This window comes from Actinomadura meyerae, from assembly GCF_900188445.1.
In the GTDB taxonomy this organism is placed as follows: domain Bacteria; phylum Actinomycetota; class Actinomycetes; order Streptosporangiales; family Streptosporangiaceae; genus Spirillospora; species Spirillospora meyerae.
Map to the genome: position 1 here is coordinate 1 of NZ_FZOR01000020.1, position 24,888 is coordinate 24,888.

Here is a 24,888-nt window from a genome sequence, read left to right on the forward strand (position 1 = left end):
CCACCGACCCGGTCGGCGAGGCCTACCAGCGCTTCTTCGACGACGTGGAGGCCCGCACCTGCAAGAGCTGCGGCGAAGTGCTCCAGCCCTACTGAGCCGGCGGAGCGGACGCCCCCGGTACAGACGACAGCGAAGGCCAGTTCATGACGATCGACACCAGCACGCTCGACCGCGCGGCAGTCCGCCTGGACACCGCGCAGCACACCGCCTCGGCGGTCGAGCAACTCCCCGAGGGGCTCACCCCCGCCGACGCCTACGCGGTCCAGGACGCGGTCATCGCCCGCCGCCTGGGCCGGGGCGAGCGGCCCGCCGGGCTCAAGCTCGGCTTCACCAGCGAGGCCAAGATGGCGCAGATGGGCGTCTCCGAGGTGATCGTCGGGCGGCTCACCGACGCCATGCGGGTGCCCCACGGCGGCGAGGTCGCGCTCGGCCGCTTCATCCACCCGCGCGTCGAGCCCGAGATCGCCTACCGGATCGCCCGCGACGTCACCCCCGACGACGACGAGATCCCGGTGGACGCCGTCGCGCCCGCGCTGGAGATCATCGACTCGCGCTACCGCGACTTCCGGTTCAGCCTGCCGGACGTGATCGCCGACAACGCCTCGTCCGCGGCGTTCGTTGTCGGGGACTGGCGGCCGACGGGGGTCGGCCTCGGCGACCTCGCCGTCCGGCTCGCCGTCGGCGGCACCGTGGTGGAGAGCGGATCCACCTCGGCCATCCTCGGGCACCCCGACCGCGCCCTCCCGGCGCTGCTGAAGATCGCCCGCCGCCAGGGCATGCCGCTGCGCGCCGGGTACGTCGTCCTCGCCGGCGGAGCGACCGCCGCGGCCCCCTTCCCGCCCGGACGCGTCGAGGTGCACGTCGACGGGCTCGGCGCGGCCGCCGCCGTGGGCGTCACCGGCTGACGCGACCCGGCCCGGGGCGGCCCCGCCCGCGACTCTTCATCCTCCAGATTCTTTCAAGCACGAACATTTTCTTGGATGGTGCCAATGTTCAGGAGACGTAAGTCCGTGGCCGCCGCGGTCATGGCCGGCGCGCTCGCGGCGTCCGTCCTCAGTGCCTGCGGTTCGGGCTCGGCGAGCGCGACCAAGGACGCGTCCGGGAAGACCGTCGTCAAGCTGGGGCTCATGCCGATCTCGGCCCTCGCGCCGCTCCACCTCGGCATGCGCAAGGGCATCTTCGACAAGCACGGGATCAAGCTCCAGACGCAGGTCGCGCAGTCCGGTGCGGCGATCGTGCCCGCGGTCGTCAGCGGGGAGCAGCAGTTCGGCTTCGCCAACTCCCTCACGCTGATGATCGCCAGGTCGAAGGGCGTGCCCGTGAAGATCGTCGCGCCGGCGGCGCAGGCGGGCCCCGGACCCTCGCAGAAGTACGAGGGCGTCATCGTCAAGAAGGACAGCCCGATCCGCGCGCCCGCGGATCTCGCCGGGAAGACCGTCGCGGTGAACGCGCTGAACGACATCGGCGGCCTGCTGATCTCCGCCGCGCTGCGCAAGGAGGGCGTCGACCCGAAGTCGATCAAGTGGACCGAGATCGGCTTCCCGGACGTGAACGCGGCGGTCGAGGCCGGGCGGGTCGACGCCGCCTACCAGACCGAGCCGTTCCTCTACCAGGCAACGCGGGCCGGCAGCCGGGTCGTCCTCTACCAGTACCCGGACCTGGGCGACCGGATCACCATCGCGAGCTACTTCACCAGCGAGCGCTTCGCGAAGCAGAACCCCAAGGTCGTGTCCGACTTCCGGGCCGCGGTCGACGAGTCCTACAAGTACGCGGACGCGCACGAGGCCGAGGTCCGCTCGATCGTCACGACGTTCACCAAGATCCCGGAGCCGGTCGCGCGGAAGATGGTGCTGCCGAGCTGGAGCTCCGACCTCGACCCGCAGGGCAACGGCCTCGACCTGGTCGGGAGGGTGGCCGCGGAGGACGGCCTGATCAAGCAGCGGCCGGACTTCGGTGATCTCATTGCGAAGTGATCCGGAGGCCGCCGCGGAGCGGCTCGACGGGCACGAGCTGGCGCTCGCGCGGATCCGCCGCAAGAGCGCCCGGGTCCTGGCGGTCGAGAGCGAGGCGGCGGGCTCGTCCAACGCGGGGATCGTGCTCGGCGACGAACGCGTGCTGCTGTTCGACACGCGCGTGACCCCGGCGTACGGGGACGAGTTCGCGCGCACGGTCGTGGCGGCGACCGGCGCGCGGGTCGAGGAGCTCATCGTCGTCAACTCGCACTTCCACGGCGACCACGTCTTCGGCAACGGCGCCTTCCGCGGCGCGACGATCGTCGCGACCGCCTCGGCGCAGGCCGCCGAGCGGCGCGAATGGGAGCGGCAGGTCGAGATCTTCGAGGAGCTGCGCCCGCACCAGGCCGAGGACATCCGCGGCGGCGCGAAGGTGACGCCCACGATCGGGGTCACCGGGCCGACGCGGCTGGACCTGGGCGGCGTGGAAGCGGAGCTGGAGCCCATGGGCCCCGCCCACACCGAGGGCGACCTGGTGCTGACGGTCCCGGGCGAGGGGGTCTCCTTCGTCGCGGACCTGGCGTTCAACGGGCACTGGCCGTCGATGTGGAACGCCGACCTGCGGGGATGGCTGCGCGCCCTGCGCACCCTGCGCCGCACGGCCGCGCCGGTCGTGGTGCCCGGCCACGGGCCGCCCGGAGGCCCGGAGATGTTCGACGACGTGGCCGCGTCGCTGCGGTTCCTGATCGAACTGGAGGCCGAGGACGGGGACGAGGACGCGATGATCGCCGCGTCGCCCTTCGCGGCCCACCTGCACCCCGCGCGGGTGGCCGAGGGCCGGCAGCGCGTCCGGGAGCAGATGACGCCGGAAGAGCAGCGCCGGTTGGCGGCCGGGACGGTCTGACCCGTTCCGGTCGGCCGATCGGCTCGCACCAGAGGACGGGCAGGCATGGCACCACTGAACCTCACCTTCTCCTGCGGCGACTACGACCGCACACGGGCGCTGAGCGAGGGGACGATACGTCCCGACGGCATCGAGCTGACCTACCTGCGGCTGCCGGTCGAGGAGACCTTCTTCCGCATGATGCGCCACCGGGAGTTCGAGGTGGCGGAGCTGTCGCTGTCGTCCTACGTCCTGTCCCTGGACGGGAGCGGGCCCGGTGAGGCGCCGTTCGTGGCCTTGCCGGCGTTCCCGTCGCGGATGTTCCGGCACGAGGCCCTCTACTGCAACGCGGACGCGGGCATCGAGTCACCGGCGGACCTGAGGGGCAAGGTGGTCGGCACCCCCGAGTACCAGCTCACCGCGTGCGTGTGGATCCGCGGCATCCTCGGCGACCGGTACGGGGTGCCGTTCGACTCCGTCCAGTACCGCACGGGCGGCCAGGAGACGCCCGGCCGCGTCGAGAAGGCGAGCGTCGACCTCCCGGAGTCGCTGCGGATCAGCTCCATCGGCGGGGACCGGACGCTCGCGTCGATGCTGGCCGAGGGGGAGATCGACGCGCTGTACTCGCCGCGCGCCCCGAGCCCGTTCGTCGCGGGCGACCCCCGGGTGCGGCGGGTGTTCCCCGACGTCGCCGCGGCCGAGAAGGAGTACTTCGCGGCGACGGGCATCTTCCCGATCATGCACGTGGTCGTGGTCCGCCGGGACGTCTACGACCGCCACCCGTGGGTCGCCCAGTCGCTCTACAAGGCGCTGCTCGCCGCCAAGGACGAGGCGTACGGGCGCCTCTACGACACCGGCGCGCTGCGCTTCATGGTCCCCTGGCTGATCCCGCAGATCGAGGAGACGCGGAACCTGCTGGGCGAGGACTACTGGCCCTACGGGCTGGAGCCCAACCACGAGGCGCTGTCCACGTTCCTCCGCTACCACCACGAGCAGGGCCTGTCCAAGCGGCTGTGGACGCCCGAGGAGCTGTTCGCCCCCGAGTCGCTGGAGTCGGCGGTCATCTGACCTCCGGCCCCGCGCTCGCCGGGACCGGCGGTGCGGGCCCCGTTCCGCTTGCGCGGCGCGCCCGCCGAGAGAATTTCAAGCCAGCCGCTTTCCTGATGGAGTCAGAAACTCGGCCGACGGTCGAACGAAAACAGCCTGCCGGCCGGCCGGGCAGGGAACAGGTCGATAAATGAGGCCTTGACAGACGATCATGGTGGGGTGATGATCAACTTACCCGCGATCCCCGAAGGGAGCTCGAAATGAAAAAGGTGGGCAAACGGATCCTGTCCATGTCGGCCGCGGTCCTTTTGGCGGCCGCCGCGCCCGTCGCGGTCGCCGTTCCGAGCGCCTCGGCGGACGCGGACGGCGCCCAGCTCGCGGCCTCCTGCCGGGACTGGACGCCGCACATCCGGCGGGTCATCGTCGGATCGGCCGCCGTGCACACCAGCTATTCCGGCTCCTCCACGGTGATCGCCCACTGGAAGTCCAAGACGCTTTTCCGGGTCGACAAGCGGTGCGTGAACAGTGCCGGGAATCTGTGGTGGCATTCGGACTGCTGTACCGGTGTCAAGGGCTGGATCTGGAACGACTATACGGAGTTTGCGCATTACAACTGACGGCGGGTCGTCCCACGATATGCGCGGCTGAGCCGCGCGGACGGCCGAAGCGCTCCCGCCCATCCGCTCCTACCGGCCAGAGGCCCGGAACCGTACCCGGTTCCGGGCCTTTCGGCGCCGGCGCACCGGGCTTCCGGGTGGATGTGATCACACGTGCGACCGGGCGGGGCCGGGGGCGGGTACGTGCCGGTAACGTTGACGGACCTGCGGAGCGGGCCGCCGCGGCGGGGGCCGCTCCGGTCCGGCCGGGCGGTGCGCGAGGCCGGTAGGGGGCATCGGGGGAAGGAAGGATCGTTTTCGGAGGCCATGGCGTGACGGAACCGACTCAACGCGAGGGCGGCGCGCGGGACGTGCTCGATCCCGTCCTGCGCTCGGCCCCGTGCGCGGTTCTGTACGCCGACGCCACCGGGAACGTCGTCCAGGTCAATGACGCGGCGCGCCTGCTGTTGGGCGTCCCGCCCGGCGAGCCCGCGCACGCCGCCGTCCCGGACTGGCTGGGCCGCGCCCAGCGCTCGACCGGCGAGCGGGCGGGTCCGGGCGGGGCGGGCGCCGGGACGCGGAGCACCGGCCCGGTCGCCAAGGGCCGGATCGGCGACCGCGTGGTCGAGGCCTACCCGGTGCCGGACGGCACGGCGCCGGAGGGCCCGGGGCTGACGGCCTGGTGGCTGGTCGACGTCACGGAGCGGGAGCGCGCGGCGTTCCTGATCGAGATGTCCGAAGAGCTGCCCGAGGTGCTCAACCTGGAGCGGTGCATGGAGGTGACGGTGCGGCTGGCCGCCCGGCACCTGGCCGACGCGGCGGTGGTGATCGTCCCGCGGTCCGAGGGGAACCGTCCCGTCGCCTCCTGCGGGCCCGCCGGGCGGGTCGAGCACGGGACGCTGCCGATCGACCCGGCGGAGGTCGAGGGCCTGGCCGACGCGCTGCGGGGCTTCCCGCCGGTGCCGCCGCGCTGGATCGATCCGCGGACGGCTCCCGCTTGGCTCGTCGGCCTCGCACCGGCGCGGCCGGCGGCGATCGCGGTCATCTCGCTCCCGGGGCACGGCGTCCCGGCGGGCGCACTGGTGCTGATGCGCCTGTCGGGTCCGGAGGCGTTCTCGGTGGGGGAGGAGCCGGCCGTGCGCCTCTTCGCCGCGCGCGCCGGCGCGATGCTGTCGGCCGCGCGCCTCTACGGCGAGCAGGCGTCCATCACCGCGACCCTGATGCGCGAGCTGCTGCCGCCCCGCGCCCTCGAGGTGGACGGGGTGGAGGTGGCGGCGCGGTACCGGCCGTCCGGCGACGAAGAACTGGTCGGGGGCGACTTCTACGACGTGTTCCCCGCGAGCGAGGCCGGCTCGCGGGCCGGTGCGCTGATGGTCCTCGGGGACGTGTGCGGCAAGGGCCTGGAGGCCGCGGTGCTGACCGGGAAGATCCGCACCACGCTGCGCGCCCTGCTGCCGATGGCGGACGACCACCGGCGCGTGCTGGAACTGCTCAACGGGGCCCTGCTGATGGACGGCGCGACGCGGTTCGTCACGCTGGTGCTCGCCTCGGCCCGCCGGGAGGGCGCGGACGTGCGGCTGCTGCTGACCAGCGCCGGCCACCCCGCACCGCTGATCGTCCGGGCCGGCGGCGGGATCGAGGCGGTGCGGACGGGCGGCTCGCTGATCGGCGTGCTCGACGAGATCGACTCGCGGACCGCGGAGGTGACGCTCGCTCCCGGGGACACCTGCCTGCTGTACACCGACGGCATCACCGAGGCCGTCGGCGGGCCGCTGGGCGACGAGATGTTCGGCGACGAGCGGCTGCGCGCGGCGCTGGACGGGTGCGGCGGCATGCTCCCGGAGGCGCTGGTGGAGCGGGTCCACATGCTCGCCGCCGAATGGGTCGGGGCGGGCCGGCACGACGACATGGCGGTGATAGCGATCACCGCGCCACGGGGCGGCGCCGCCCGCGAACTCGAAGGGGGACCGGCATGACGCGCTCGACGCGGCCTTCCGGCGGCAAGGCGGAGGCGGACGTCCGGACGGACGAGCTCTGGGCGGCCGTCATGGCCGGAGACGAGTACGCCGCCACCGACATCGTGATGGCGGCGCTGGACGGCGGGATGGATCCCGAGGCCCTGCTGATGGACGTCATCGCCCCCTTGCAGGCGCGGGTCGGGCAGGAGTGGGCGGCCAACCGGATCACCGTCGCGCAGGAGCACACCGCGACCGCCGTCACCGAGCGGGTGATCGGCGCGGTCGCGCACCACCCGGCCGTCCGGCGGCGGGGCTCGGCGACCGAGGGCGAGCCCGGCCGGGTCGCGGTGGCGTGCATCGACGGCGAGTGGCACGCCCTGCCCGCGCGGCTCCTGGCCGAGGTGCTGCGGCTGCGCGGCTGGCGGGTCGACTACCTCGGCGCGCAGGTGCCGACCCCGCATCTGATCGCCCACCTGCACCGGACGCGCCCGGCCGCGGTGGCGCTGTCGTCCTCGATCCCCACCCGGCTCCCGGACGCGCACGCGGCCATCACCGCGTGCCAGGCGACCGGTACCCCGGTCATGGTGGGCGGCGCCGCCTACGGCCCCGGCGGCCGCTACGCCGCGCGGCTCGGCGCGGACGCGTGGGAGCCCGACGCCCGCGCCGCCGCCGACCGGCTGGCCCGCGGCCTGCCCGAGCCGCGGCCGCACCGGCCCGCCGACGACCTGCCGCACCTGGCCGACCAGACGTACACGCATGTCACCCGGACGGCTCCCCGGCTGGTCCGGCACGTCCTGGAGGGGCTGCGGGCCCGGGTCCCGGCGATGGCCGACTACACCGTGGAGCAGCGGGACCGGACGGCCGAGGACGTCTCCCACATCGTGGACTTCTTCGCCACCGCCCTGTACCTGGACGAACCCGACCTGTTCACCGGCTTCATGGCGTGGACCATCGACATCCTCGCCGCCCGGGACGTCCCGCCGCAGGTCCTCCTGCCGGTGTTCGACCTGCTCGCCGAGCAGCTCGCCGACTACCCGCGCGCCACGGAGCTGCTGTCGCGCGGCCGTACCGCCGTCCAGGAGCACAAGCCGGCCACTCCCGCCGCCAACCCCGAGGCCACGCACAACGGCCACCCGACGGACCCGGCCGGCGAGTGAAGGCCGTCTCGGGCTGAAGGCCCTAGGCTCGGCCGCCCGGGGCCGACGCTACACGGCCTGCGATTTTGGGCGTTGTTTGCCGGTGGCCGAGCGTCGCGGCGGCGCTCCCGGGCAGGCACCACGCCATGCCATCGACCTTGCTCAGCGGCGCGCGGGTGTGGGACGGCCTCGCCGACGAGCCGGCGGGCCCCCGGGACGTGCTGGTGCAGGACGACCGCATCCGGCAGATCGCGGCGCGCGTCGAGCCGCCGCTGGGCGCCGAGGTGATCGACCTCGGCGGGCACACCCTGACGCCGGGCTTCATGGACTGCCACACCCATGTCACCATCGCGCCCGGCATCGCCGCGATGGTCACCGGGTCGCCCGCGGCGACGGCGCTGCGGTCGCTCCCGGTCCTGCGGACCCTGCTGATGAACGGGTTCACCACCGTGCGGGACCTGATGTGCGCCGACGTCGGGTACGGCGTCCTCGACCTGCGCGACGCGGTCGGGAGGGGCTGGATCGCCGGCCCCCGGATGCTGGTGGCCCCGCACATGATCTCGGCGCGGGGCGGGCACGGCGACTTCAGCACGCTGCTGGCCGCCCAGTACCAGGGCTCCCCGCCGCTGCTGGAGCTGGCGTCGGCGGACGGGTGCGACGAGATCCGCGTCCGGGTGCGCCAGGAGGTCCGCGCGGGCGCCGACTGGGTCAAGTTCGCCGCGACGGGCGGCTTCTCCAGCCCCGGCGACGACCCGGGGCGGACCACCTACTCCGAGGCGGAGATGACCGCCCTGGTCGCGGCGGCGGCCGACCTCGGCGTCCCCGCCACGCCGCACTGCTACGGCGACGAGGGGGCCCGGCGGGCCGTGCGGGCGGGCGTCCGCAGCATCGAGCACGCCAACCTCGCCTCGGCGGAGACGCTCAGGATGATCGAGGACGCGGGGGTCTTCGTGGTCCCCACCCAGTACACGATCATCAACGACGCCCGGAACGCCTTCAACGAGGGGCACTGGAGGGACGCGCCCGCCTTCAAGCCGCGCAAGTTCCAGCGGTACCAGCAGGCGCTGCTGGACGGCGCCGAGAACCTCGCCGCGAGCGAGGTCAAGATCGCCTTCGGCACCGACGCGGGCATGTTCCCGCACGGTGACAACTGGCGGGAGTTCCCGATGATGGTGTCCAACGGCATCGCGCCCGCCCGCGCGCTGAAGGCCGCCACCAGCGTCGCCGCCGACCTGCTCGGCCTCGACGACCTCGGCGTCCTCGCCGAGGGCAGGACCGCCGACATCATCGCGATGCCCGGCGACCCGTTCACCGACATCCAGGCCACCGGACGGGTCGACTTCGTCATGAAGGAGGGCGAGGTCTACAAGCGTCCAGGCCCCGGAACGCCGGGCACCGGGGACTGACATGGGGCGCGACGGCACATCGCCGAGCGCACCGGCCGCGGGGGAGCGGTCGGTGCGAAGGTCCCGGCCGCCGCGGACGTTGGTCCCCGCTGCTCCTCCGGATTCCGGGGGATGAACGGGAGGGCAGCGACTTCCGGGAGGGGAGTGATCATGCAGCACGGCAACCCGGTGGGGCCGTCCCAGCTGCGGGCCGATGCCCGCAGGGCGGTCGAGGACGCGGTGTGGGCCCCATCGGTGCACAACACCCAGCCGTGGCGGTTCACCCTGGAGGGGAACCGGATCAGCCTCAGCGCGGACACCGACCGCCGCCTCGACGTGGCGGACCCGGACGGCCGGGAGATGCTGATCGGGTGCGGCGCCGCCCTCTACAGCCTGCGCTGCGCGCTGCGCGCGCTCGGGTACGAGCCCGCCGTACGGCCGCTGCCCGACCCCGACCGCCCGTTCCTGCTCGCCGACGTCGTCATGGAGCCGGGGGAGCCCCCCGGGCAGGAGGACCTGCGCGAGCACGCGCAGATCCGCCGCCGCCGCACCCACCGGGGCGGGTTCCGCGCGGAGCCGGTGCCCGAGGGGGTGCTGGAGGCCATGCGGCAGGACGCCGAGCGCGAGGGCGCCAGGCTGGTGGAGGCCGTGGACGAGCACGTCAAGGGGGCGCTGGCGGCGCTGACCGAGGCGGCCCAGCACGTCCAGCGGCGCTCGCCGGCGTACGCGACGGAGATCGCCCGGTGGGCGCCCTCACCGCGGACGGCCCGGGCGGACGGCGTCCAGGAGCACGCCTACCCGCGCCGGACCCCGAAGACCACGCCGCACTTCCCGGCCCGCGACTTCGCGCGCGGCCACGGATGGGGGGCGCCGGAGGCGCACGACGGCGAGGCGGCGTCGGCCGGTGTGACGCTGCTGCTGGTCACCGCCGGCGATACGGCGGCCGACTGGCTGCGGGCGGGGCAGGCCCTGCAGCGTGTGCTGCTGAGGGCGGCGGAGCGCGATCTGGCGGCGGCCTTCCACACCCAGGCGCTGGAGGTGCCCGAGCTGCGGCATTTCATCACGGACCGGTTCTGCGGCGGCGGCCACCCGCAGATGCTGATGCGCCTGGGCCACCCGGAAGGGGAGGAGCTGGAGAGCGTCCGCCGCCCGGTCGGGGAGGTGTTCGGGGAATCGTGACGCCCGCCGGGCGCCGCCGCCTCCGGCTGACAGCACCGAAGGCGCAGGAGATACTGGGGTAATGGCCCATGAATCCCAGGCCGGCGACGATCGGGCCAGGCTCGTTCTCCCGCAGCTGCAGCTGGACGACCTGCTGGCCGAGCTCCAGGCGCGGCTGGAGGCGGCGCGGGCCACCCGCGACCGGGTGCACGCGCTGCTGGAGGCCGTGGTCTCGATCGGCAGCGAGCTGGACCTGGCGTCGGTGCTGCGCCGGATCACCGAGGCGGCGACCACCCTGGTCGACGCCCGGTACGGCGCCCTCGGCGTCATCGGCGAGGAGGGCGAGCGGCTCGTCCAGTTCATCACGACGGGCGTGGGCGAGGACGAGATCGCGGCGATCGGGGACTGGCCGCACGGGCACGGCATCCTGGGGCTGCTGATCCGCGAGCCGCACCCGATCCGGCTCCCTGATCTCAGCGAGCATCCCGATTCCGTGGGGTTCCCTGCGAACCATCCGCCGATGAACACGTTTCTGGGCGTGCCGATCCGCGTCCGGGACGAGGTGTTCGGCAACCTGTACCTGACCGAGCGGGCCGGCGGCGGCGAGTTCGACCCCGAGGACGAGGTCGTGGTGACCGCGCTGGCCACGGCGGCGGGCGTGGCGATCGAGAACGCCCGGCTGTACGAGGAGACGCGGCGCCGGGAGCGCTGGCTGGAGGCGTCCACGGAGATCTCCACGGCGCTGCTGTCGGGCACCGACCCGCACGAGGTGACCGCGCTGGTGGCGCAGCGCGCCCGCGAGATCACCGACGCCGGGCTGGCGGCGGTGGCACTGCTGGAGGAGGACGGCGCGCGGTTCGTGGTGGAGGCCGCGGACGGCGAGGGCGCCGAGCGGCTCGCCGGGCTGCGGGTTCCGCCGGACCACTCGGTCGTCGGCCCGGTGTTCGGCCGGGGCGTCTCGCTGCGGCTGGCCGACGGCGGAGAGGCCGCGCGCGAGGCGGACGTGCCGACGCAGGTTCCGGTCGGGCCGCTGCTGGCGGTCCCGCTGGGCGTGGGGGACGCGGCGCGCGGGGTGATCTCGGTGGCCAATCCGCCGGGCGGCGCGGTGTTCTCGGAGGGGACGCAGCGGCTGCTGGAGGCGTTCGCGGGGCAGGCGGCGGTGGCGCTGGAGCTGGCCGGCCGCCGCCGCGACACCGAGCGGCTGGCGCTGCTGGAGGACCGCGACCGCATCGCCAGGGACCTGCACGACACCGTCATCCAGCGGCTGTTCGCGACGGCGATGACGCTGATGTCCGCGATCAAGATCACGCAGAAGCGGGAGGTCGCGGTCCGGGTCCAGCGGGCGGTGGACGACCTGGACGACACCATGCGGCAGATCCGCTCGACGATCTTCGCGCTGCAGGCGCCGGCGGACGAGGAGTCGCTGCGCAGCCGGGTGCACGCGCTGGTGGACGCGGCCGCCGAGCAGCTCGGGTTCGCTCCGTCGGTGCGGCTGGACGGGCTGCTCGACACCTCGGTCGGCGACGCCGTCGGCGAGCACCTGCAGGCCGTGGTCCGCGAGGCCCTGTCCAACGTCGCCCGGCATGCCGATGCCTCCCGGGTCAGCGTGGCCATCGACGTCGGCGACGAGCTGCGCCTGCGGGTGGAGGACGACGGCGTCGGGATTCCCGAAGGGGGCCGCCGCAGCGGGCTGCGCAACATGGGCGAGCGGGCCGAGAAGCTGGGCGGCACGTGCACCGCCGAGCGCCGCCCGGAGGGCGGGACGGCCCTGGTCTGGCGGGTGCCGCTCAACGGCGGCTGAGCGGGACGGGCCCGGTCACGGGCCGATGCGGTGGTTGTCGAGGCGCGCCCAGGCGGCGTCCCACGACCGGTCGCGCCGCCGGTCGCAGCGGTGCCGCACCAGCCGGTAGAGGCCGAGCGGCGGCAGGCCCGCGGCCAGCACGGCGCCCGCCGCGGCCACGGCGGTCCGCGTGATGGCGGCCGAGTGCCGTCGCGGCGGGATGTCGGAGACGGTCCGGGAGTCGGCCCACAGCGACACGCGGCTTCCGGCGCCGGGCCCGCGCCAGGTCGTGTAGTCGCCCGTCCGGCGCGTCCCGCCGGGCTCGGTCCATGCCACGGTGATCTTGTGTCGGCCGCGCGATTCCGCGGTCTTCACCACGGTCGCGTCCACCCGGTGCCATGCGGCGGCCTCGCGGACGGCCGAGGCGTGCACCGTCCGGGCGACATGGACGCCCAGCGGCGTGGCGACGCCGAGGAACAGGATGAGCAGGACGAGGCCGAGCCCCCACTGGGCGCGGTCCACGTCTCGTCGCAGGTCGTTGCGGTCGAAGCCGCAGGCGCGACGCCAGCGGTCCACCCGCGCCCACATCGTCGCCCGTTCCATGACGCCGTCCTCCGTCCCGGCTCGCCTGAGGCGAAGCTAGGCGCCCGCGGGCGGGCGCCGGCAGAGGCGGGAGGCCCGCGGGCGCGGGACCTTCAGCCCTTTCGCCGCGCCGGAAGCAGGGACCTTCGGCCCGGTGGCCGTGCGCCTAAGGGACCTACTGCGCCGGCCGCGGGCGGCGTTCACTCATAAGTGATGGAACCGGCGATGTGATGGAAGGTGAGAGGCGATGGCACTCTCCGAGCACAAGACCCACGTGGGGCGTAGCACCCTCATCCGGGTGGTGACCCCCAAGCCGCTGACGGAGTCGCCCGCCGCCCGTTACGTCTGGGCCGTGGCCCGGCTGGCGCTGGGCTGGGTGTTCCTCTGGGCGTTCCTGGACAAGCTGTTCGGGCTCGGCCACGCCACCCCGGCCGGGAAGGGCTGGCTGGACGGCGGGAGCCCCACCGAGGGGTTCCTGGCGCACGCGCCCAAGGGCCCGTTCGCCGGGTTCTACAACGACCTCGCCGGCGCGGCGTGGGCGGACTGGCTGTTCATGCTCGGGCTCGCCGGGATCGGCGCGGCGCTGATCCTGGGGATCGGGATGCGGATCGCCGCCGCGGCCGGCGCGGCCCTGCTGGTCATGATGTGGACGGCCGTCCTGCCCCCCGAGAACAACGTCTTCATGGACGACCACCTGATCTACGCGGTCCTGATCATCGGGCTGGCCCTGGTCAGCGCCGGCGACACCCTCGGCCTCGGCCGCTGGTGGGCCGGTACCGCACTGGTCAAGCGCCTCCCCTTCCTCAAGTAGCCGACCGAGAACCCCGAGGACGCCCGCCGCACCCGGCGGGCGTCCCGCTGTGTTGCGGGCTCGATTTCGCGGGGGTTGGTCGGGGCGTCCGCGCCGTGCGGCTACTGGAGGACGCTCAACGCCTGCTCGACGGCGTGATCGAGTGTGCCGCCGGTGTCGATCGGGGTGGATTCGGGCCATGGCGCGGCGTGCGCGTCCATCGCGGCGGCGATGGCGGCGTCGGCGTCGGAGGCGCCGCGTTCCCGGGTGCGGATCCGTTCGATGGTGAGGGCCTGGGGTGCCTCGCAGCGCAGGGCCGTCATGGGGGCGTGCTCCTGCTCGGCCACGCGGGCGAGAAGGTCGCGCTGCTCTTCGGACGTCCAGGAGGCGTCGAGGATGACGGTCTCGCCGAGCCGGAGCAGGTCGGTGGCGCGGGCGGCGAGCTCCCGGTAGGTGCGCCGGTGCCATTCGGGGCTGTAGATGCCGGTGCCGTAGGGGGCGGCGGCCGAGTCGAGCGGCGCCAGCCCGGCGAGTTCCTTGCGGGTGCGGTCGCTGCCGAGCACCGTGCAGCCGAGCCGGTCGGCCAGCGCGCCGGCCAGGGAGGACTTGCCGGTGCCGGGCAGGCCGCCGACCAGGATCAGGCGCACCCGTCCGGCGCGCAGATGGCGCAGCGCGACATCGGCATAGGAGCGCGCCTTGGCCGCTGCGTCAGGGTCGCCCTGGGCATGGCGCAGGCAGGCGACCTTGGCGCGGACGAAGGCCCGGTAGGCGATGTAGTGGTGCCGCAGGCAGGACGGGGCGGGGTCGCCGGCGAACTCGGCGTACGTGCCGAGGAAGTACTCGCCCAGCTCGGCGGCGCCGAGGCGTTCGAGGTCCATGGCCAGGAACGCGGCGTCGTCGAGGCCGTCCAGGCTGCGCAGGGTCCGGTCGAACTCCAGGCAGTCCAGGACGCGGGGGCCGTCGTCCAGGCAGAAGATGTCGCCGGCGAGCAGGTCGCCGTGGCCGTCCAGGACGCGGCCGCCGGCGATGCGCGCGTCGAACAGGGCCCCGCGCCCGTCCAGGAACTCGTCGGTGAGCGCCTCGATCTCGGCGGCGGCCGCGGCGTCGAGCACGTCGCCGTGGAAGGGGCGGACCTGGGTGAAGCTGTCGTGCCAGCGGGCCTGGACGGCGTCGCGGGTGCCCTGGGCGGCGATCTCGGGGCCGCGCGGGGCGCGGGCGTGCCAGGCGGCCAGGATCCGCGCGGTGTCGCGCAGGGCGTCCCGGACGGGAGCTCCCGCGGTGACCAGGGTGGCCAGGCGCCGGTCGGCGGGCATCCGGCGCATCACGACCAGGTGCTCGCACACCTGGCCGCCGGGGTCGTGCACGTCGGCGACGCCGAGGTAGACGTCCGGGGCGAACCGCCGGTTCAGCCGGACCTCCTCGTGGCAGGCGCGCTCGCGCCGTTCCCGGGTGCTGAAGTCCAGGAACCCCATGTCCACCGGTTTCTTGACCTTGAAGGCGCGGTCTCCGGCGAAGAAGACCACGCCGATGTGGGTCTCACTGACCGCGGCGTTGTCCACGGGCATCACGCTCCCGGTACGGGACGGGCGTCGCCGTGGGGTCGTACCCGAGGGGACGCGGGCCATCCACGGCGGCCGCCGTCGGCGGTGGGGCGGGCTACGGCCGGGCCTCTGACCCGGCGGTGTGGTCGGCGCAGATCACGATCCGGCAGCGTGCGCGCTCCCGGACGACCGGCACGGTGTCCCCGCCGAGCGGGTTGCCGTGCTCGGAGTGCGTCCGGGCTCCGACGACCAGCAGCTCGGCGTGCCCGGCCGCCCGCGCGAGCGCCTCCCCGGGAGCGCCGTGCACGATGCGCAGCCGGGTGTTCAGGTGCTGGGCGCGCGGGATCGCGTGCGCGACCAGGCGGCGCAGCCGCAGCCACTCGCGCGCGGTCCGCAGCGGGCGGGGCGCCGTGATGCCCTCGGTCTCGATCACGCGGACGACGTCCAGCCGCGCATGGCGTTCGAGGGCCTCCCGGGCGGCGCGGCGCAGCGCCGCCATGGAGTTGGGCGAGCCGTCCACCCCGACGACGACCGAGCGGTGCTCTGGCATGACCCACATCGGCGACCTCCCTCAGTCTCCTCCAGCCTCCCCCGGGCGGCGTCCGGGAGTCAGAGCCGACCGTCCCGGGGGTGCGGGACCTTCGGCCCCGTGCCTCCGGCCGGGACTACCGGTACGCTGCCGGGCACTGCGACGCGCGGAACGGAGACCGGCCGGTGAAACTCGATGTGCAGCTCGACGGCCGCCCGGACGAGGCGGCGCAGCGCGCCCGCACGCTGATCGGCGCCGGGGTGGACGGCCTGTTCACCTTCGAGGGCCCGCACGACGTCTTCCTTCCGCTGGCCGTCGCGGCCGGGTCGCCGGACGTCCCGCCGACCGACCTGATGACCAACGTCGCGATCGCGATCCCGCGCAGCCCGATGCACCTGGCCAACACCGCCTACGACCTGCAGCTGCTGAGCGGTGGCAGGTTCCGGCTCGGGCTCGGCTCGCAGATCAGGCCGCACATCGAGAACCGGTACGGGGCGTCCTGGAGCAGGCCGGCGGCCCGGATGCGCGAGATCGTGCTCGCGGTGAAGGCGATCCTGAACTCCTGGCAGGACGGCACCCGGCTCGACTTCCGCGGGGAGTTCACCAAGCACACCCTGATGCCCCCGACGTTCGCCCCCGGGCCGAACCCCCACGGCGTCCCGCCGGTCCTGCTTGGCGCGCTGGGTCCGCTGATGACCCGGACCGCGGCGGAGGTCGCCGACGGGCTGCTGGTGATGCCGTTCCACAGCCGCCGCCACTTCCGCGAGCGCACCCTCCCGGCCGTGGCCGAGGGCCTGGAGCGGGCGGGGCGCGAGCGGATCGACATCTACCCGCAGGCGATCGTCGCGATGGGCCGCACCCCCGCCGAGATCGAGGCCGCGGCCTTCGGCGTGAGGGGGCTGCTGGCGTTCTACGGCTCGACACCGGCGTACAGGCCGGTCCTGGACGTCGAGGGCTGGGGAGATCTGCAGCCCGAGCTGAACGCGCTCTCGAAGGCCGGCGACGTCATGTCCATGATCGGCCTGATCGACGACACGATGATGCGGACGCTGGCCGTCGTCGGAACGCCGGCCGAGTGCGCCGCCGAGATCAGGGACCGGTTCGGCGACGTGGCCGAGCGCGTCTGCGCGTACTTCCCCGGGACGACCCACCCGCCGGAGACCATCGCCGCCCTCGCGGCCGCGCTGCGGGACGACGCCGCCGGCTGACCCGCCGTCCGGTCACGCAGGCCCGGTCACGCCAGGCCGGTCACGACTACCGCTGGGCCGCCCGGCGGTAGTCGCTCGGCGACGCGTCGTAGGCCGTGCGGAACGCGCGGGTGAAGGCCGAGTGGTGGGCGAAGCCCCAGCGGGCGCCGATGTCGCGGACGGGGACCGCCCGCTGGGCCGGGTCCGCCAGGTCGCGGGCGGCGCGCTCCAGGCGCAGCCGGCGGATCAGCGCCCCGACGGTGTCGTCCTCGTCCTCGAAGAGCCGGTACAGATGGCTGAGCGAGATGTGGTGCGCGGCCGCGACGGCGTGCGGAGTCAGCTCCGGATCGTGCAGGTTCCTGCGGATGAAGGCGCGGACGCGCAGCACCAGCGCCCGCCGGTGCGCCTCGGGGGACAGCTCCCGGCCGGCGTCGGCGGTGTGGGCGAGCAGCGCGGAGACGAGGTCGGTCAGGACGGCGCCGAGGCGGGGGCCGTCGGTCGCCAGGTAGGCGCCGGTGTCGGCGCACAGGCGGGTGAGGAAGCCCGCGAGCAGCGCTCCGACGCCCTCGTGCCCCGAGAGCGGCCGGCCGATCGCCCGGTCGGCGCTCCTGCGCGGCAGCGCCAGGAGGTCCTTGGGGACCTCGACCCCGATGGACGTGACCGGTTGGTCACCACGGCCGACCCAGACCGTGCACGGCTCGGAGGAGTTCTGGCTGTGCAGGTCGTAGGGCCGGTACTCGGACTGGTGGACGCCCCGCTCCGCCCCCGCCGTCCCCTTGACGACGAGCGTGAGGTTGTAGGTCTCGGGGTCGGAGCGCCTGACCAGCCCGGCCGTCCGCCTGGAGAGCAGGGGCTGCACGGTCGCCGGCCACACGGTCACCTCGCCCAGCAGCAGGGTGCGCGTGCGGCCGCGGAAGTCCGCGGCGTGGTCGCTGCTCAGATCCACGGGGCAATGGGTGCGCCCCATCCATTCCCGCCAGCGGTCGAACCGGTCGGCCGGGGGATGGTCCTCGGTCCGGTACACCGTCTCGATCAAGGGGACCTCCACGCCCTCAGCGGAGACCACGATACTAAGCGGCTTTCTTTCGAGGGCATTTCCGTGCGTGCGGCGACCCGGGCATCGATGGATGAGATGCGGAGCCGCCATTCGGGACGCACTGTCAATGGATCTGGGAGGCGGTGTCGAGCGCGATCGATTCGCATGGGCGAAGGTAAGGGCCCGTGAATGAGATTCCCTGTCACGAGGTCGAAAGAACGCTCCTCGACGAGGCGCGCACCGATATCGAGAGGCGGACGTTCTCGCGCTGGCACGCGATGCGCTGGGGGTACGAACTCGAACCCGAGGCGTTCGCGCGGACCTGCGACGAGCTCCTGGACCATGTCGCGGCCTGCGCCCAGTCCGACCCGGCACTGCCGGGGAAGGCGGTGCGCGCCGCGCTGCGGACCGCCGCGGAGTGCGCGGCTGCCGTCCTGGACCGCAGGCTCATGCCGAACGGCGACTTCGACGTCGACTTCCCCGTCCTCACCGACCGGTACGGCCCCACGAGGCTGACCACCCCCGAGAGCTCCTACTCCATGGAGAAACCCCAGCCGCCGCCGGTCGCCGAGTGGGTCAGGGCGTACGCGCTGTGCCTGGTCAGCACCGCCTTCGAGGCGCCGTGGCACCGGAACATGGTCCTCAAGTTCGACGTGGCGCGCGAGATCCACTCCTTCCGCGCCGAAACGCAGGCCGCCCTCGCCGAGATGGACGCACTGGCCGGCTACATCGTCGACGGCGACGTCCCTCCGCTGGTCGCCAAGCCGGACCGGCAGGACCGCGCGACCGCCGCGCTCCGCCTGGACGCGGCCGGGCCGCTGACCCCCGACCAGCGGCTGCTGCGCGTGCTGCTCGACGACGACCGGTCCGCCTTCCAGCGGGCCCTGGCCGACCGGCTCGAGCGGTACCGCGAGGAGATCGGCGACGATCCCGCCCCCCTGACGCTGCTTCCCCTCCCGGCCATCGCCCTGGCGCACCTGGCGGTCCTCGCCCACGGATGGCGGCTCGACGTCCGCTCCGGCTACCTGCCCGAAGGGCTGCTTCCCGAGCCCTCTCCCGGCCCGGACCTCCGGCACCGTGACCGGATCCGGGTCCACCCGCACGACGGCGGGTAGGCGGTTCGCCCGGACGGTGACGTACCGTGTTCGTCACTCGATGATCAGAAGGGGGCGTGGGAGGCATGCCGGGAACGGCGGTCGCGCTGTGGCGGTATCCGGTCAAGTCGATGCTGGGGGAGGAGCTGTCCTCGGTGGAGGTGGCGGCGACCGGCCTCGCCGGTGACCGCCGCTGGGCGCTGCTCGACGCCGGAACCGGGCGGATCGCGAGTGCCAAGAGCCCCCGGCTCTGGCGCGCCCTGCTGACGATGTCGGCGGTGGCCGAGGGCGACGGCGTCCGGATCGTCCTGCCGGACGGCCGCGCGGTGCGCGGCGGCGACCCCGCCGCCGACGCAGAGCTGTCCAAGGAGCTCGGCCGGGAGGTCGTGCTCACCGCCACCCGCCCCGAGGGCGCCACGGTGGCGCGGGCCGTCCCCGACCAGGTGCTCGCGGCGGGGGTCGCCGCCGAGGTGGAGGACGAGGAGGTCGTGCTCGGGCAGGGCTCCCCGCCCGGCACGTTCGTCGACTTCGCGCCCGTCCACCTGGTCGGCACGGCGACGCTGGACGCGATCGCCGCGGCGGGGGAGCGCGGCGTCATGGAGGCCGCGCGGTACCGGCCCAACATCGTGCTCGGCACCGAGGGGCCGGGCTTCGGCGAGAACGCCTGGGCCGGCCGGGAGCTGGCGGTCGGGGAGGCCGTCCTGCGCGTCATGGCGGCGACGCCGCGCTGCTCGGTGCCGACGCTGGAGCACGGCGCGCTGCCCCGCGACACCGCCGCGCTGAAGGTCCCCGCCCGGCTGAACCTCGTGGAGCCGATGCCCGGACTCGGGGAGCGCCCCTGCGCGGGCGTGTACGCGCAGGTCGTGACGCCGGGCCGGGTGACGGCGGGAGACCCGTTCCACCTGCTGTGACGGTACGGCGGGCGGCCGTCGCGCTCCGGCCGCCCGCTCCGGCACCGGCGAGTTCGCCCCGGAGGGCACGGGCCGGGCAGCGGAGACATAGCAGGCTCTATGTGCTCCGCACGGCAGCCGCGCGGGGTGTCAGCCGTCCACCGCCGGGGTCCCCGCGGGCTGGATGAACACCCCGTCGGCCTCGACGGTCACGCCCTCGGCGTCGGAGATCGACGCGACCACGAACACCTTGCGGCCCTCCTCGCGGACGATCCTCGCCTCCAGGCGGAGGGGGCCGAGGGGCGTGCCGCGCCGGTAGCGCATGGTGAGCGTCCCCGTGAAGGTCGTCCGGCGCATCGCGGACGCCGTCACCCCCATGATGTGGTCGAGGAGCATCGCGGAGACCCCGCCGTGCACCAGCCCGGGAGGCCCCTCGTAGGCCGCGCCGAGGACGACGTCGGCGTGGCATCCCGACGCGTCGTGCACGACCTCCAGTGGCGGCGCGATCGCGTTCGCCGCGCCGACCACGGCGTTGCCCCAGTTCCAGGCCCGGAACTCGGCGTTGTACCTGATGCCGGCGGGGCCGGGCAGCTGGGCGGCGCGGAGCCGGTCGACGAGCAGGGCCAGCTCGTCGCGGACCCGGTGCACCTCGTCGTCGGCGACCGTCGTGCGGATCGTGGCGTCGACCAGCTCGCGGACGGTGCCGGCCAGCGACGCCATCACCGCTTCCCGGCGGTCCACCTCGGGGGTCGGCGTGTCGTCGCGGACGAACCCGCCCGCGCCCACCGCTCCTGCATCGGGGAAACGGCTCGTCATGCGCCGACCGTATACCGGAAAGATCGGCGCCGCCACTCATCACATAGAGGTCTCTATGTCTAACTCCGGCGCTCGCCGGGCCGCCCGCCCTACAATCGGCCGCGTGACCGAGCCCTCGACCGGCCGGGACGCGGAGCCGAAGGGCGCGGCGGGCCCTGGCGACACCGCCGCCCCGCTGAACGCGCGGGGCGCCCGGCTCAACCGGCGCGGCCTGGAGACGCGCGCCCGGGTGATCGAGACGGCCGCCGGCCTGCTCGCCGGCGGCGGGCACGGCGGCGAGATCAGCGCCAACCTCGTCGCGAAGCGCGCCGGAGTCACCTGGGGCACGGTCCAGCACCAGTTCGGGGACGTCGACGGGCTATGGGCCGCGGTCCTGGAGGAACTGGGCGGCCAGGGCGAGATGCTGCCGGCGGCGGACATGGACGACGGGTCCGTCACCGAACGGATGATCCGGATCGTCGACGCGCTCTGGGCGGGGCTCGACTCGCCTCCCGGGCGGGCCGTGGCGACCCTGCGCGGCCTGCTGCCCCGCGACACGGCCGAGCTCGCCGCGACCTACCCGCGGACCGCCGCGCAGCTCGCCCGGTGGGACCGCCGCTGGCGGCGCGCCTACGCGCGGGCTTTCCGGGGGCTCGTCGTCGACGCCTACCGCCTGGAGCGCGTGCGCCACCTCCTCCCGGCCGCCGTCCACGGCCTCTACATGGAGCAGCGGCTGAGCACGTGGACCGACGTCGACGAGGCGCGCGCCGTGCTGGCCGAATCGGTCGCCGGCTACCTCGAAGCCCGGCCCTAGAGCCGGCCCTAGAGGACGCGTCACGCCCGGATGCCGCCGCCCGCCGGGCGGGTTCGCCCGGCGGGCGGCGGCCTTCCCGCCCGGGCACCGCGTCCGGGCGCGGTGTCCGGGCGCGGTCAGGTCAGCGGAGCGGAGGGACGGCGCGCTGGGAGAGGCCCAGGGCGTACTCGGGCCACCAGGCGCCGGCCGCCGGGTCGACCACGCCGTACTCGGGGTCCTCCGGGCCGGCGGTGCCGCGGGTGCACTGGCCGTCGGACTCGCCGGGCCGCTTGATCCAGAGGAAGGCGTCGACCAGGGGATCGCCGGTGCGGGTCGAGGGCCGGGCACCGAGGCCGCGGCCCGGCGGGTTGCACCACACCTCCGGGTCGGTGTACTCGTCCTCCGGCGGCGTCCACGGTCCCTGGCCGTTGCGGCTGGTGTCCAGGACGAAGTGCGGGAGCATGCGCGGGTCGTCCGGGACGGTGGCCAGGTCGGCGTCGGTGCAGGCGGACGCGCCCGTCCGCACCCGGAACCGCAGGCACTTCGACAACCGGGTGCCGTAGGCGACCAGCTCGTCCGTGCCGCGGTAGTTGGAGACGTTGAGCGCGAAGCCGTCGGCCTTGGCGATGCCGCCCCTGAGCAGGCGGCTGGCCATGCCGAGCTGGGCCCGCGGTTCGCCGTATCCGGCGTCGTAGTCGTCGAGCGGCTGCCAGTCGGAGTGCCCGGAGTCCACGTAGACGCCGGTGTGCGGCAGCCGCTGGAGCGTGTCGACCGCGTAGTTGATCTCGCGGAAGCGCTCGTCGACCCGGGCGGGGTCCTCGGGGGTCCCGGTGGTGCCGCCGCCGCCCTCGTTGCACCACGGCTCGCTGGACAGCAGCGCGAGCCCGTCCGGCTCGACGATCACGACGGCGCGGCCGCCGCCGATCCCCCGGGCGAACGCGTCGATCCAGGCGCGGTAGGCGGCCTCGTCCGGAGCACCGCCCGCCGAGTACTGCGAGCAGTCCCGGCCGGGGACGTAGTACGCGACGAGCACCGGGACGGCGTGCTGCCGGGCCGCGCTCGCCATCGTCCGCCGTACCGCCGCCCGCACCTCGGCGGGCGTGCCGCTGGTGAACCAGACCGCCTGCGAGACCTTCGACAGGGCCCGCATGTGCGCGGCGTCGGCGGTGCGCCCCTCGGCCGCCCAGATCTCGGCCTGCCGCCCCGCGTTGCCGTCCGGCTCGACGTAGAACCGGACCTTCCGGTCCAGCGGGTTGTCGTGTCCTAACGCCTGCGCCGGCGCCGCGAGGACCGCGACGATGCCCGCCGCGACGGCGGCGAGCATCCCGATGCGTCGTCTCATCCGTACTCCAGGGTCTCGGGGTGGGAGAGCGCACGATCGTGGGAGCGCTCCCATGGGAGTCTCATCACCCTCCGGAGATCCGTCAAGACCCAACATCACGACCCGGCACCACTTCCGGGCCGTGCGTCCGGCGGCGGCCTCGCGCCCGCGCACCGCCGCGGCGGACGCGAGGCCGTGCCGACCGGTGGAGAGGTCAGGCCGGGGGCGTCCAGCCCGGGTCGCGGCCGGAGAGCGCGAGCGCCCGCCGGAAGGCGGGGGCGTCCGCGCCCACCGGCACGGGCTCGGCGAACCCGTCGTACTGCCGGTACATCTCGGCCTGCTCCTCGACGACTCCCAGCAGGTACCCGCCGGCCTCCGGCGAGACGCCGAACTCCTGCCCCGTCGCGGCGGCGACGTCCCAGCCGTGCAGGGCCATCTCCAGGATGAGCAGTCCGGCGACCTCGGACGCGGGTGACGCCGCGTAGCCCAGATCGATCTCGCCCTCCCACGCGGAGGGGTCGGCCCAGGCCGCGACGGCCCGGTCGAGCTGGGCGGCGTAGTCCTGCGCCCAGGCCGGGTCGGCGGTGAAGTCGCGCTCGGTGAGCTCCTGCGGAAGCTGCTTGCGCAGCGCGCGGTGCTCCAGCCCGTGCGAGGTGTAGACCACCCAGTGGTTCACCAGCGCCCGCAGGTCGAACTCCGCGCAGGGAGTCGGGCCGGTCATCCTCTCCGGGGGCACGCCGCGGGCGACGCGGGCGGCCTCGGCGGCGCATTCCTTCATATATGTGTGCAGGTCGTTCATGGTGCTTACGCTAGGGAGACCACCGGGGACGGGTCTTGGAGGAACGCGCCAAAGTACCCTGGTGCCCGTGGGGGAGATGGGACGCGGTGTGCTGTATCCGCGTCTGAACGCGTCCGTCGCCGACCTCGACCGGCGTGCGCCGGGCCCCGCCCTGGCACGGTTCATAGAACTCCACTGGCACGTCCGCTGGCATACGGACGAGCCGTACGAGACCAAGGTGCTCTCCCATCCCAACGTCCATCTCGTCTTCGAAGAGCCTCGCGCGCTGGTGTACGGCGTCGATCGCGGCCTGTTCGTGCGCCGCCTCGAAGGGCGGGGGCAGGTCCTGGGGGTGAAGTTCCGCCCCGGTGGCTTCCGTCCGCTGCTCCGGGGGCCGGTCATCGCCTTGGCCGACCGCAGGATCCCGGCGGCGGAGCTGCTGGGCCCCGCCGTCGACGAGGTCAACCGGGCCGTACTCGGTGCCGCCGGCACCGGCGAGATGGTCCGCTTGGCGGAGGCGTTCCTGGAGCCACTGCTCCCCGAACCGGACCCCGCCGCCGAGCACGCCGCGGCCATGGTCGGACACATCACCGCGGACCCCGGGCTGCTCAGGGTCGACCAGGCGGCCGAGAAACTGCACGTGTCCGTCCGGACCATGCAGCGGCTCTTCGCCGAGTACGTGGGAGCGAGCCCGAAGTGGGTACTGCGCCGGGCCCGCCTCCACGAGGCCGCCGCGCGCGCGGACCAGGGCACCCGCATCGACTGGTCTGCGCTGGCCGACGATCTGGGCTACTACGACCAGGCCCACCTGACCCGCGACTTCACCGCCGTCGTGGGCGTCTCCCCGGCCCGGTACGCGCGGTCCTAGGTGCGGGCCGGGCGGAAGCCCTTGGTGATGAGCCAGATGCCCAAGGACGCCTCCCAGACGATTTCCGGTGCGGTGCACAGGAAGTTCACCCCGGACTGCTGGTCGTAGGCGCCGAACAGGACGGCGGTCGCGGTGGCGCAGGCGATGGGCCCGCCGATGAGCCCGATGAGCGCCATGGGGCGCGGCACCAGACCCGACCGGTACATCAGGTAGCCCAGCAGCAGCCCGTTGCCGAAGCCCGCGCAGAAGGCGGGGCCGAGCAGGAACGTCTGGTCCTTCAAGGCCACGAGTGCCCGCCCGGCCAGGACGGGGTCGGAGCCGCCCAGGCCCGCCAGATCCTGTCGGAGGGCCACGACGGCGAGTACGCAGGCGATGCCGACCACGATGACGGTCGACTCGAGGATCCGCGTGGCCACGTACCCGAGGGCGATGCCCTCGCTCTGCCGCTTCAGGACGGGGAACAGCACGACCGCTGTGGCGACGTTCGCTACGGCGGTCAGGATCTCGAGCAGGGCTCCGAGCTGGACCCGCCCGTCCGCGCCCGCCCCCGCGATGTAGTCCGCATCGTTGAGCACCGGGTCGTACAGCAGCACCGCCGGGATCGAGAAGACGAAGGTCAGGACGAACCAGACTCCGGCGATCCTGGCGGTGCGCTGAACCGCGTCCACCGAGCTCTTTTCTTCCACGTGGCCCTCCAAGGCACGGCCCCGCCCGCTTGCCGGGTAGCCGTAGCGAACCATGCCGGACGGGCGCCGTCCCGCCTCGCCGGTGGCCGGTTCCAGCCGCGTG

Annotated in this window: 24 protein-coding genes; 16 read left to right on the top strand and 8 right to left on the bottom strand. The window is 74.1% G+C overall.

The genetic code is table 11. From position 1 onward, the window contains the following. The first annotated feature begins 143 nt into the window (after nt 1-143). The 10 genes from CHF16_RS20650 (at nt 144) to CHF16_RS20695 (ending at nt 11,916) form a co-directional block, all read left to right on the top strand. The gene (locus tag CHF16_RS20650) at nt 144-905 is read left to right on the top strand and encodes a 2-keto-4-pentenoate hydratase (RefSeq protein WP_089327727.1); all 762 of its coding nucleotides are present in this window, start codon (nt 144-146) and stop codon (nt 903-905) included. 105 nt (nt 906-1,010) lie between these two features. Then, nucleotides 1,011-1,973, top strand: coding sequence for an ABC transporter substrate-binding protein (locus tag CHF16_RS20655; RefSeq protein ID WP_179271620.1), 963 nt, complete (start codon nt 1,011-1,013; stop codon nt 1,971-1,973). Beyond that, nucleotides 1,963-2,856: an MBL fold metallo-hydrolase gene (locus tag CHF16_RS20660; RefSeq protein ID WP_179271621.1), complete on the top strand. Its 894-nt coding sequence runs from the start codon at nt 1,963-1,965 to the stop codon at nt 2,854-2,856. The genes CHF16_RS20655 and CHF16_RS20660 overlap by 11 nt, the downstream gene beginning before the upstream one ends. A 45-nt stretch (nt 2,857-2,901) precedes the next feature. Beyond that, the gene (locus tag CHF16_RS20665; RefSeq protein ID WP_089327730.1) at nt 2,902-3,903 is read left to right on the top strand and encodes a substrate-binding domain-containing protein; all 1,002 of its coding nucleotides are present in this window, start codon (nt 2,902-2,904) and stop codon (nt 3,901-3,903) included. A 239-nt stretch (nt 3,904-4,142) separates the two neighbouring features. Then, the gene (locus CHF16_RS20670) at nt 4,143-4,499 is read left to right on the top strand and encodes a hypothetical protein (protein WP_089327731.1); all 357 of its coding nucleotides are present in this window, start codon (nt 4,143-4,145) and stop codon (nt 4,497-4,499) included. A gap of 311 nt (nt 4,500-4,810) precedes the next feature. Beyond that, nucleotides 4,811-6,454: a SpoIIE family protein phosphatase gene (locus CHF16_RS20675; protein ID WP_245868920.1), complete on the top strand. Its 1,644-nt coding sequence runs from the start codon at nt 4,811-4,813 to the stop codon at nt 6,452-6,454. Then, the gene (locus tag CHF16_RS20680) at nt 6,451-7,593 is read left to right on the top strand and encodes a cobalamin B12-binding domain-containing protein (protein WP_089327732.1); all 1,143 of its coding nucleotides are present in this window, start codon (nt 6,451-6,453) and stop codon (nt 7,591-7,593) included. Before CHF16_RS20675 ends, CHF16_RS20680 begins: the two co-directional genes overlap by 4 nt. Nucleotides 7,594-7,718: 125 nt before the next feature. Beyond that, a complete protein-coding gene (locus CHF16_RS20685) occupies nt 7,719-8,978 on the top strand; it encodes a metal-dependent hydrolase family protein (RefSeq protein ID WP_089327733.1) in 1,260 nt (419 codons plus the stop codon). A gap of 150 nt (nt 8,979-9,128) precedes the next feature. Beyond that, the gene (locus CHF16_RS20690) at nt 9,129-10,136 is read left to right on the top strand and encodes an Acg family FMN-binding oxidoreductase (protein ID WP_089327846.1); all 1,008 of its coding nucleotides are present in this window, start codon (nt 9,129-9,131) and stop codon (nt 10,134-10,136) included. A 61-nt stretch (nt 10,137-10,197) separates the two neighbouring features. Next, nucleotides 10,198-11,916: a GAF domain-containing sensor histidine kinase gene (locus CHF16_RS20695; RefSeq protein ID WP_089327734.1), complete on the top strand. Its 1,719-nt coding sequence runs from the start codon at nt 10,198-10,200 to the stop codon at nt 11,914-11,916. Nucleotides 11,917-11,931: 15 nt separating this feature from the next. On the opposite strand, the gene CHF16_RS40375 is transcribed toward CHF16_RS20695, so the two are convergent. Next, nucleotides 11,932-12,498 carry an Rv1733c family protein gene (locus CHF16_RS40375; protein ID WP_089327735.1) on the bottom strand — a complete coding sequence of 189 codons (567 nt, stop codon included), beginning with the start codon at nt 12,496-12,498 and terminating at the stop codon, nt 11,932-11,934. A 226-nt stretch (nt 12,499-12,724) separates the two neighbouring features. Here CHF16_RS40375 and CHF16_RS20705 point away from each other — a divergent pair, with 226 nt between their 5' ends. After that, nucleotides 12,725-13,288 (top strand): DoxX family membrane protein, encoded by a 564-nt coding sequence (locus CHF16_RS20705; protein ID WP_089327736.1) that lies wholly within the window; start codon nt 12,725-12,727, stop codon nt 13,286-13,288. Between the two features lie 101 nt (nt 13,289-13,389). On the opposite strand, the gene CHF16_RS20710 is transcribed toward CHF16_RS20705, so the two are convergent. Both CHF16_RS20710 and CHF16_RS20715 read right to left on the bottom strand, forming a co-directional pair. Further along, nucleotides 13,390-14,832 (bottom strand): bifunctional aminoglycoside phosphotransferase/ATP-binding protein, encoded by a 1,443-nt coding sequence (locus CHF16_RS20710; RefSeq protein ID WP_089327737.1) that lies wholly within the window; start codon nt 14,830-14,832, stop codon nt 13,390-13,392. A 91-nt stretch (nt 14,833-14,923) separates the two neighbouring features. After that, entirely contained in the window at nt 14,924-15,367 is a 444-nt protein-coding gene (locus CHF16_RS20715) for a universal stress protein (protein ID WP_089327738.1), read from the bottom strand. A gap of 155 nt (nt 15,368-15,522) precedes the next feature. On the opposite strand from CHF16_RS20715, the gene CHF16_RS20720 reads away from it, so the two are divergent. After that, entirely contained in the window at nt 15,523-16,545 is a 1,023-nt protein-coding gene (locus CHF16_RS20720) for a TIGR03617 family F420-dependent LLM class oxidoreductase (RefSeq protein ID WP_089327739.1), read from the top strand. Between the two features lie 46 nt (nt 16,546-16,591). Here CHF16_RS20720 and CHF16_RS20725 read toward each other — a convergent pair whose 3' ends face one another. Beyond that, nucleotides 16,592-17,560, bottom strand: a complete 969-nt coding sequence (locus tag CHF16_RS20725; RefSeq protein WP_218826753.1) for a helix-turn-helix domain-containing protein — start codon at nt 17,558-17,560, stop codon at nt 16,592-16,594. Nucleotides 17,561-17,745: 185 nt separating this feature from the next. On the opposite strand from CHF16_RS20725, the gene CHF16_RS20730 reads away from it, so the two are divergent. Both CHF16_RS20730 and CHF16_RS20735 read left to right on the top strand, forming a co-directional pair. Then, on the top strand, nt 17,746-18,675 hold the full coding sequence (locus CHF16_RS20730) for an immunity 49 family protein (protein ID WP_143228072.1): 930 nt from the start codon (nt 17,746-17,748) through the stop codon (nt 18,673-18,675). Between the two features lie 65 nt (nt 18,676-18,740). Then, nucleotides 18,741-19,565, top strand: a complete 825-nt coding sequence (locus tag CHF16_RS20735) for an MOSC domain-containing protein (protein WP_089327742.1) — start codon at nt 18,741-18,743, stop codon at nt 19,563-19,565. 129 nt (nt 19,566-19,694) lie between these two features. On the opposite strand, the gene CHF16_RS20740 is transcribed toward CHF16_RS20735, so the two are convergent. Continuing rightward, on the bottom strand, nt 19,695-20,360 hold the full coding sequence (locus CHF16_RS20740) for a PaaI family thioesterase (protein WP_143228073.1): 666 nt from the start codon (nt 20,358-20,360) through the stop codon (nt 19,695-19,697). 103 nt (nt 20,361-20,463) lie between these two features. Here CHF16_RS20740 and CHF16_RS20745 point away from each other — a divergent pair, with 103 nt between their 5' ends. Next, nucleotides 20,464-21,153 carry a TetR/AcrR family transcriptional regulator gene (locus tag CHF16_RS20745; protein ID WP_218826754.1) on the top strand — a complete coding sequence of 230 codons (690 nt, stop codon included), beginning with the start codon at nt 20,464-20,466 and terminating at the stop codon, nt 21,151-21,153. A gap of 121 nt (nt 21,154-21,274) precedes the next feature. Here the strand turns inward: CHF16_RS20745 and CHF16_RS20750 are convergent, their stop codons facing one another. Beyond that, on the bottom strand, nt 21,275-22,474 hold the full coding sequence (locus tag CHF16_RS20750) for a glycoside hydrolase family 6 protein (protein ID WP_179271622.1): 1,200 nt from the start codon (nt 22,472-22,474) through the stop codon (nt 21,275-21,277). A 193-nt stretch (nt 22,475-22,667) separates the two neighbouring features. Further along, on the bottom strand, nt 22,668-23,252 hold the full coding sequence (locus tag CHF16_RS20755) for a TIGR03086 family metal-binding protein (protein ID WP_089327744.1): 585 nt from the start codon (nt 23,250-23,252) through the stop codon (nt 22,668-22,670). Nucleotides 23,253-23,328: 76 nt separating this feature from the next. Here CHF16_RS20755 and CHF16_RS20760 point away from each other — a divergent pair, with 76 nt between their 5' ends. Next, on the top strand, nt 23,329-24,099 hold the full coding sequence (locus tag CHF16_RS20760; protein ID WP_089327745.1) for a helix-turn-helix domain-containing protein: 771 nt from the start codon (nt 23,329-23,331) through the stop codon (nt 24,097-24,099). On the opposite strand, the gene CHF16_RS20765 is transcribed toward CHF16_RS20760, so the two are convergent. Continuing rightward, a complete protein-coding gene (locus tag CHF16_RS20765; protein ID WP_218826755.1) occupies nt 24,096-24,785 on the bottom strand; it encodes a DUF4386 domain-containing protein in 690 nt (229 codons plus the stop codon). The genes CHF16_RS20760 and CHF16_RS20765 overlap by 4 nt on opposite strands. Between the last annotated feature and the right edge of the window lie 103 nt (nt 24,786-24,888).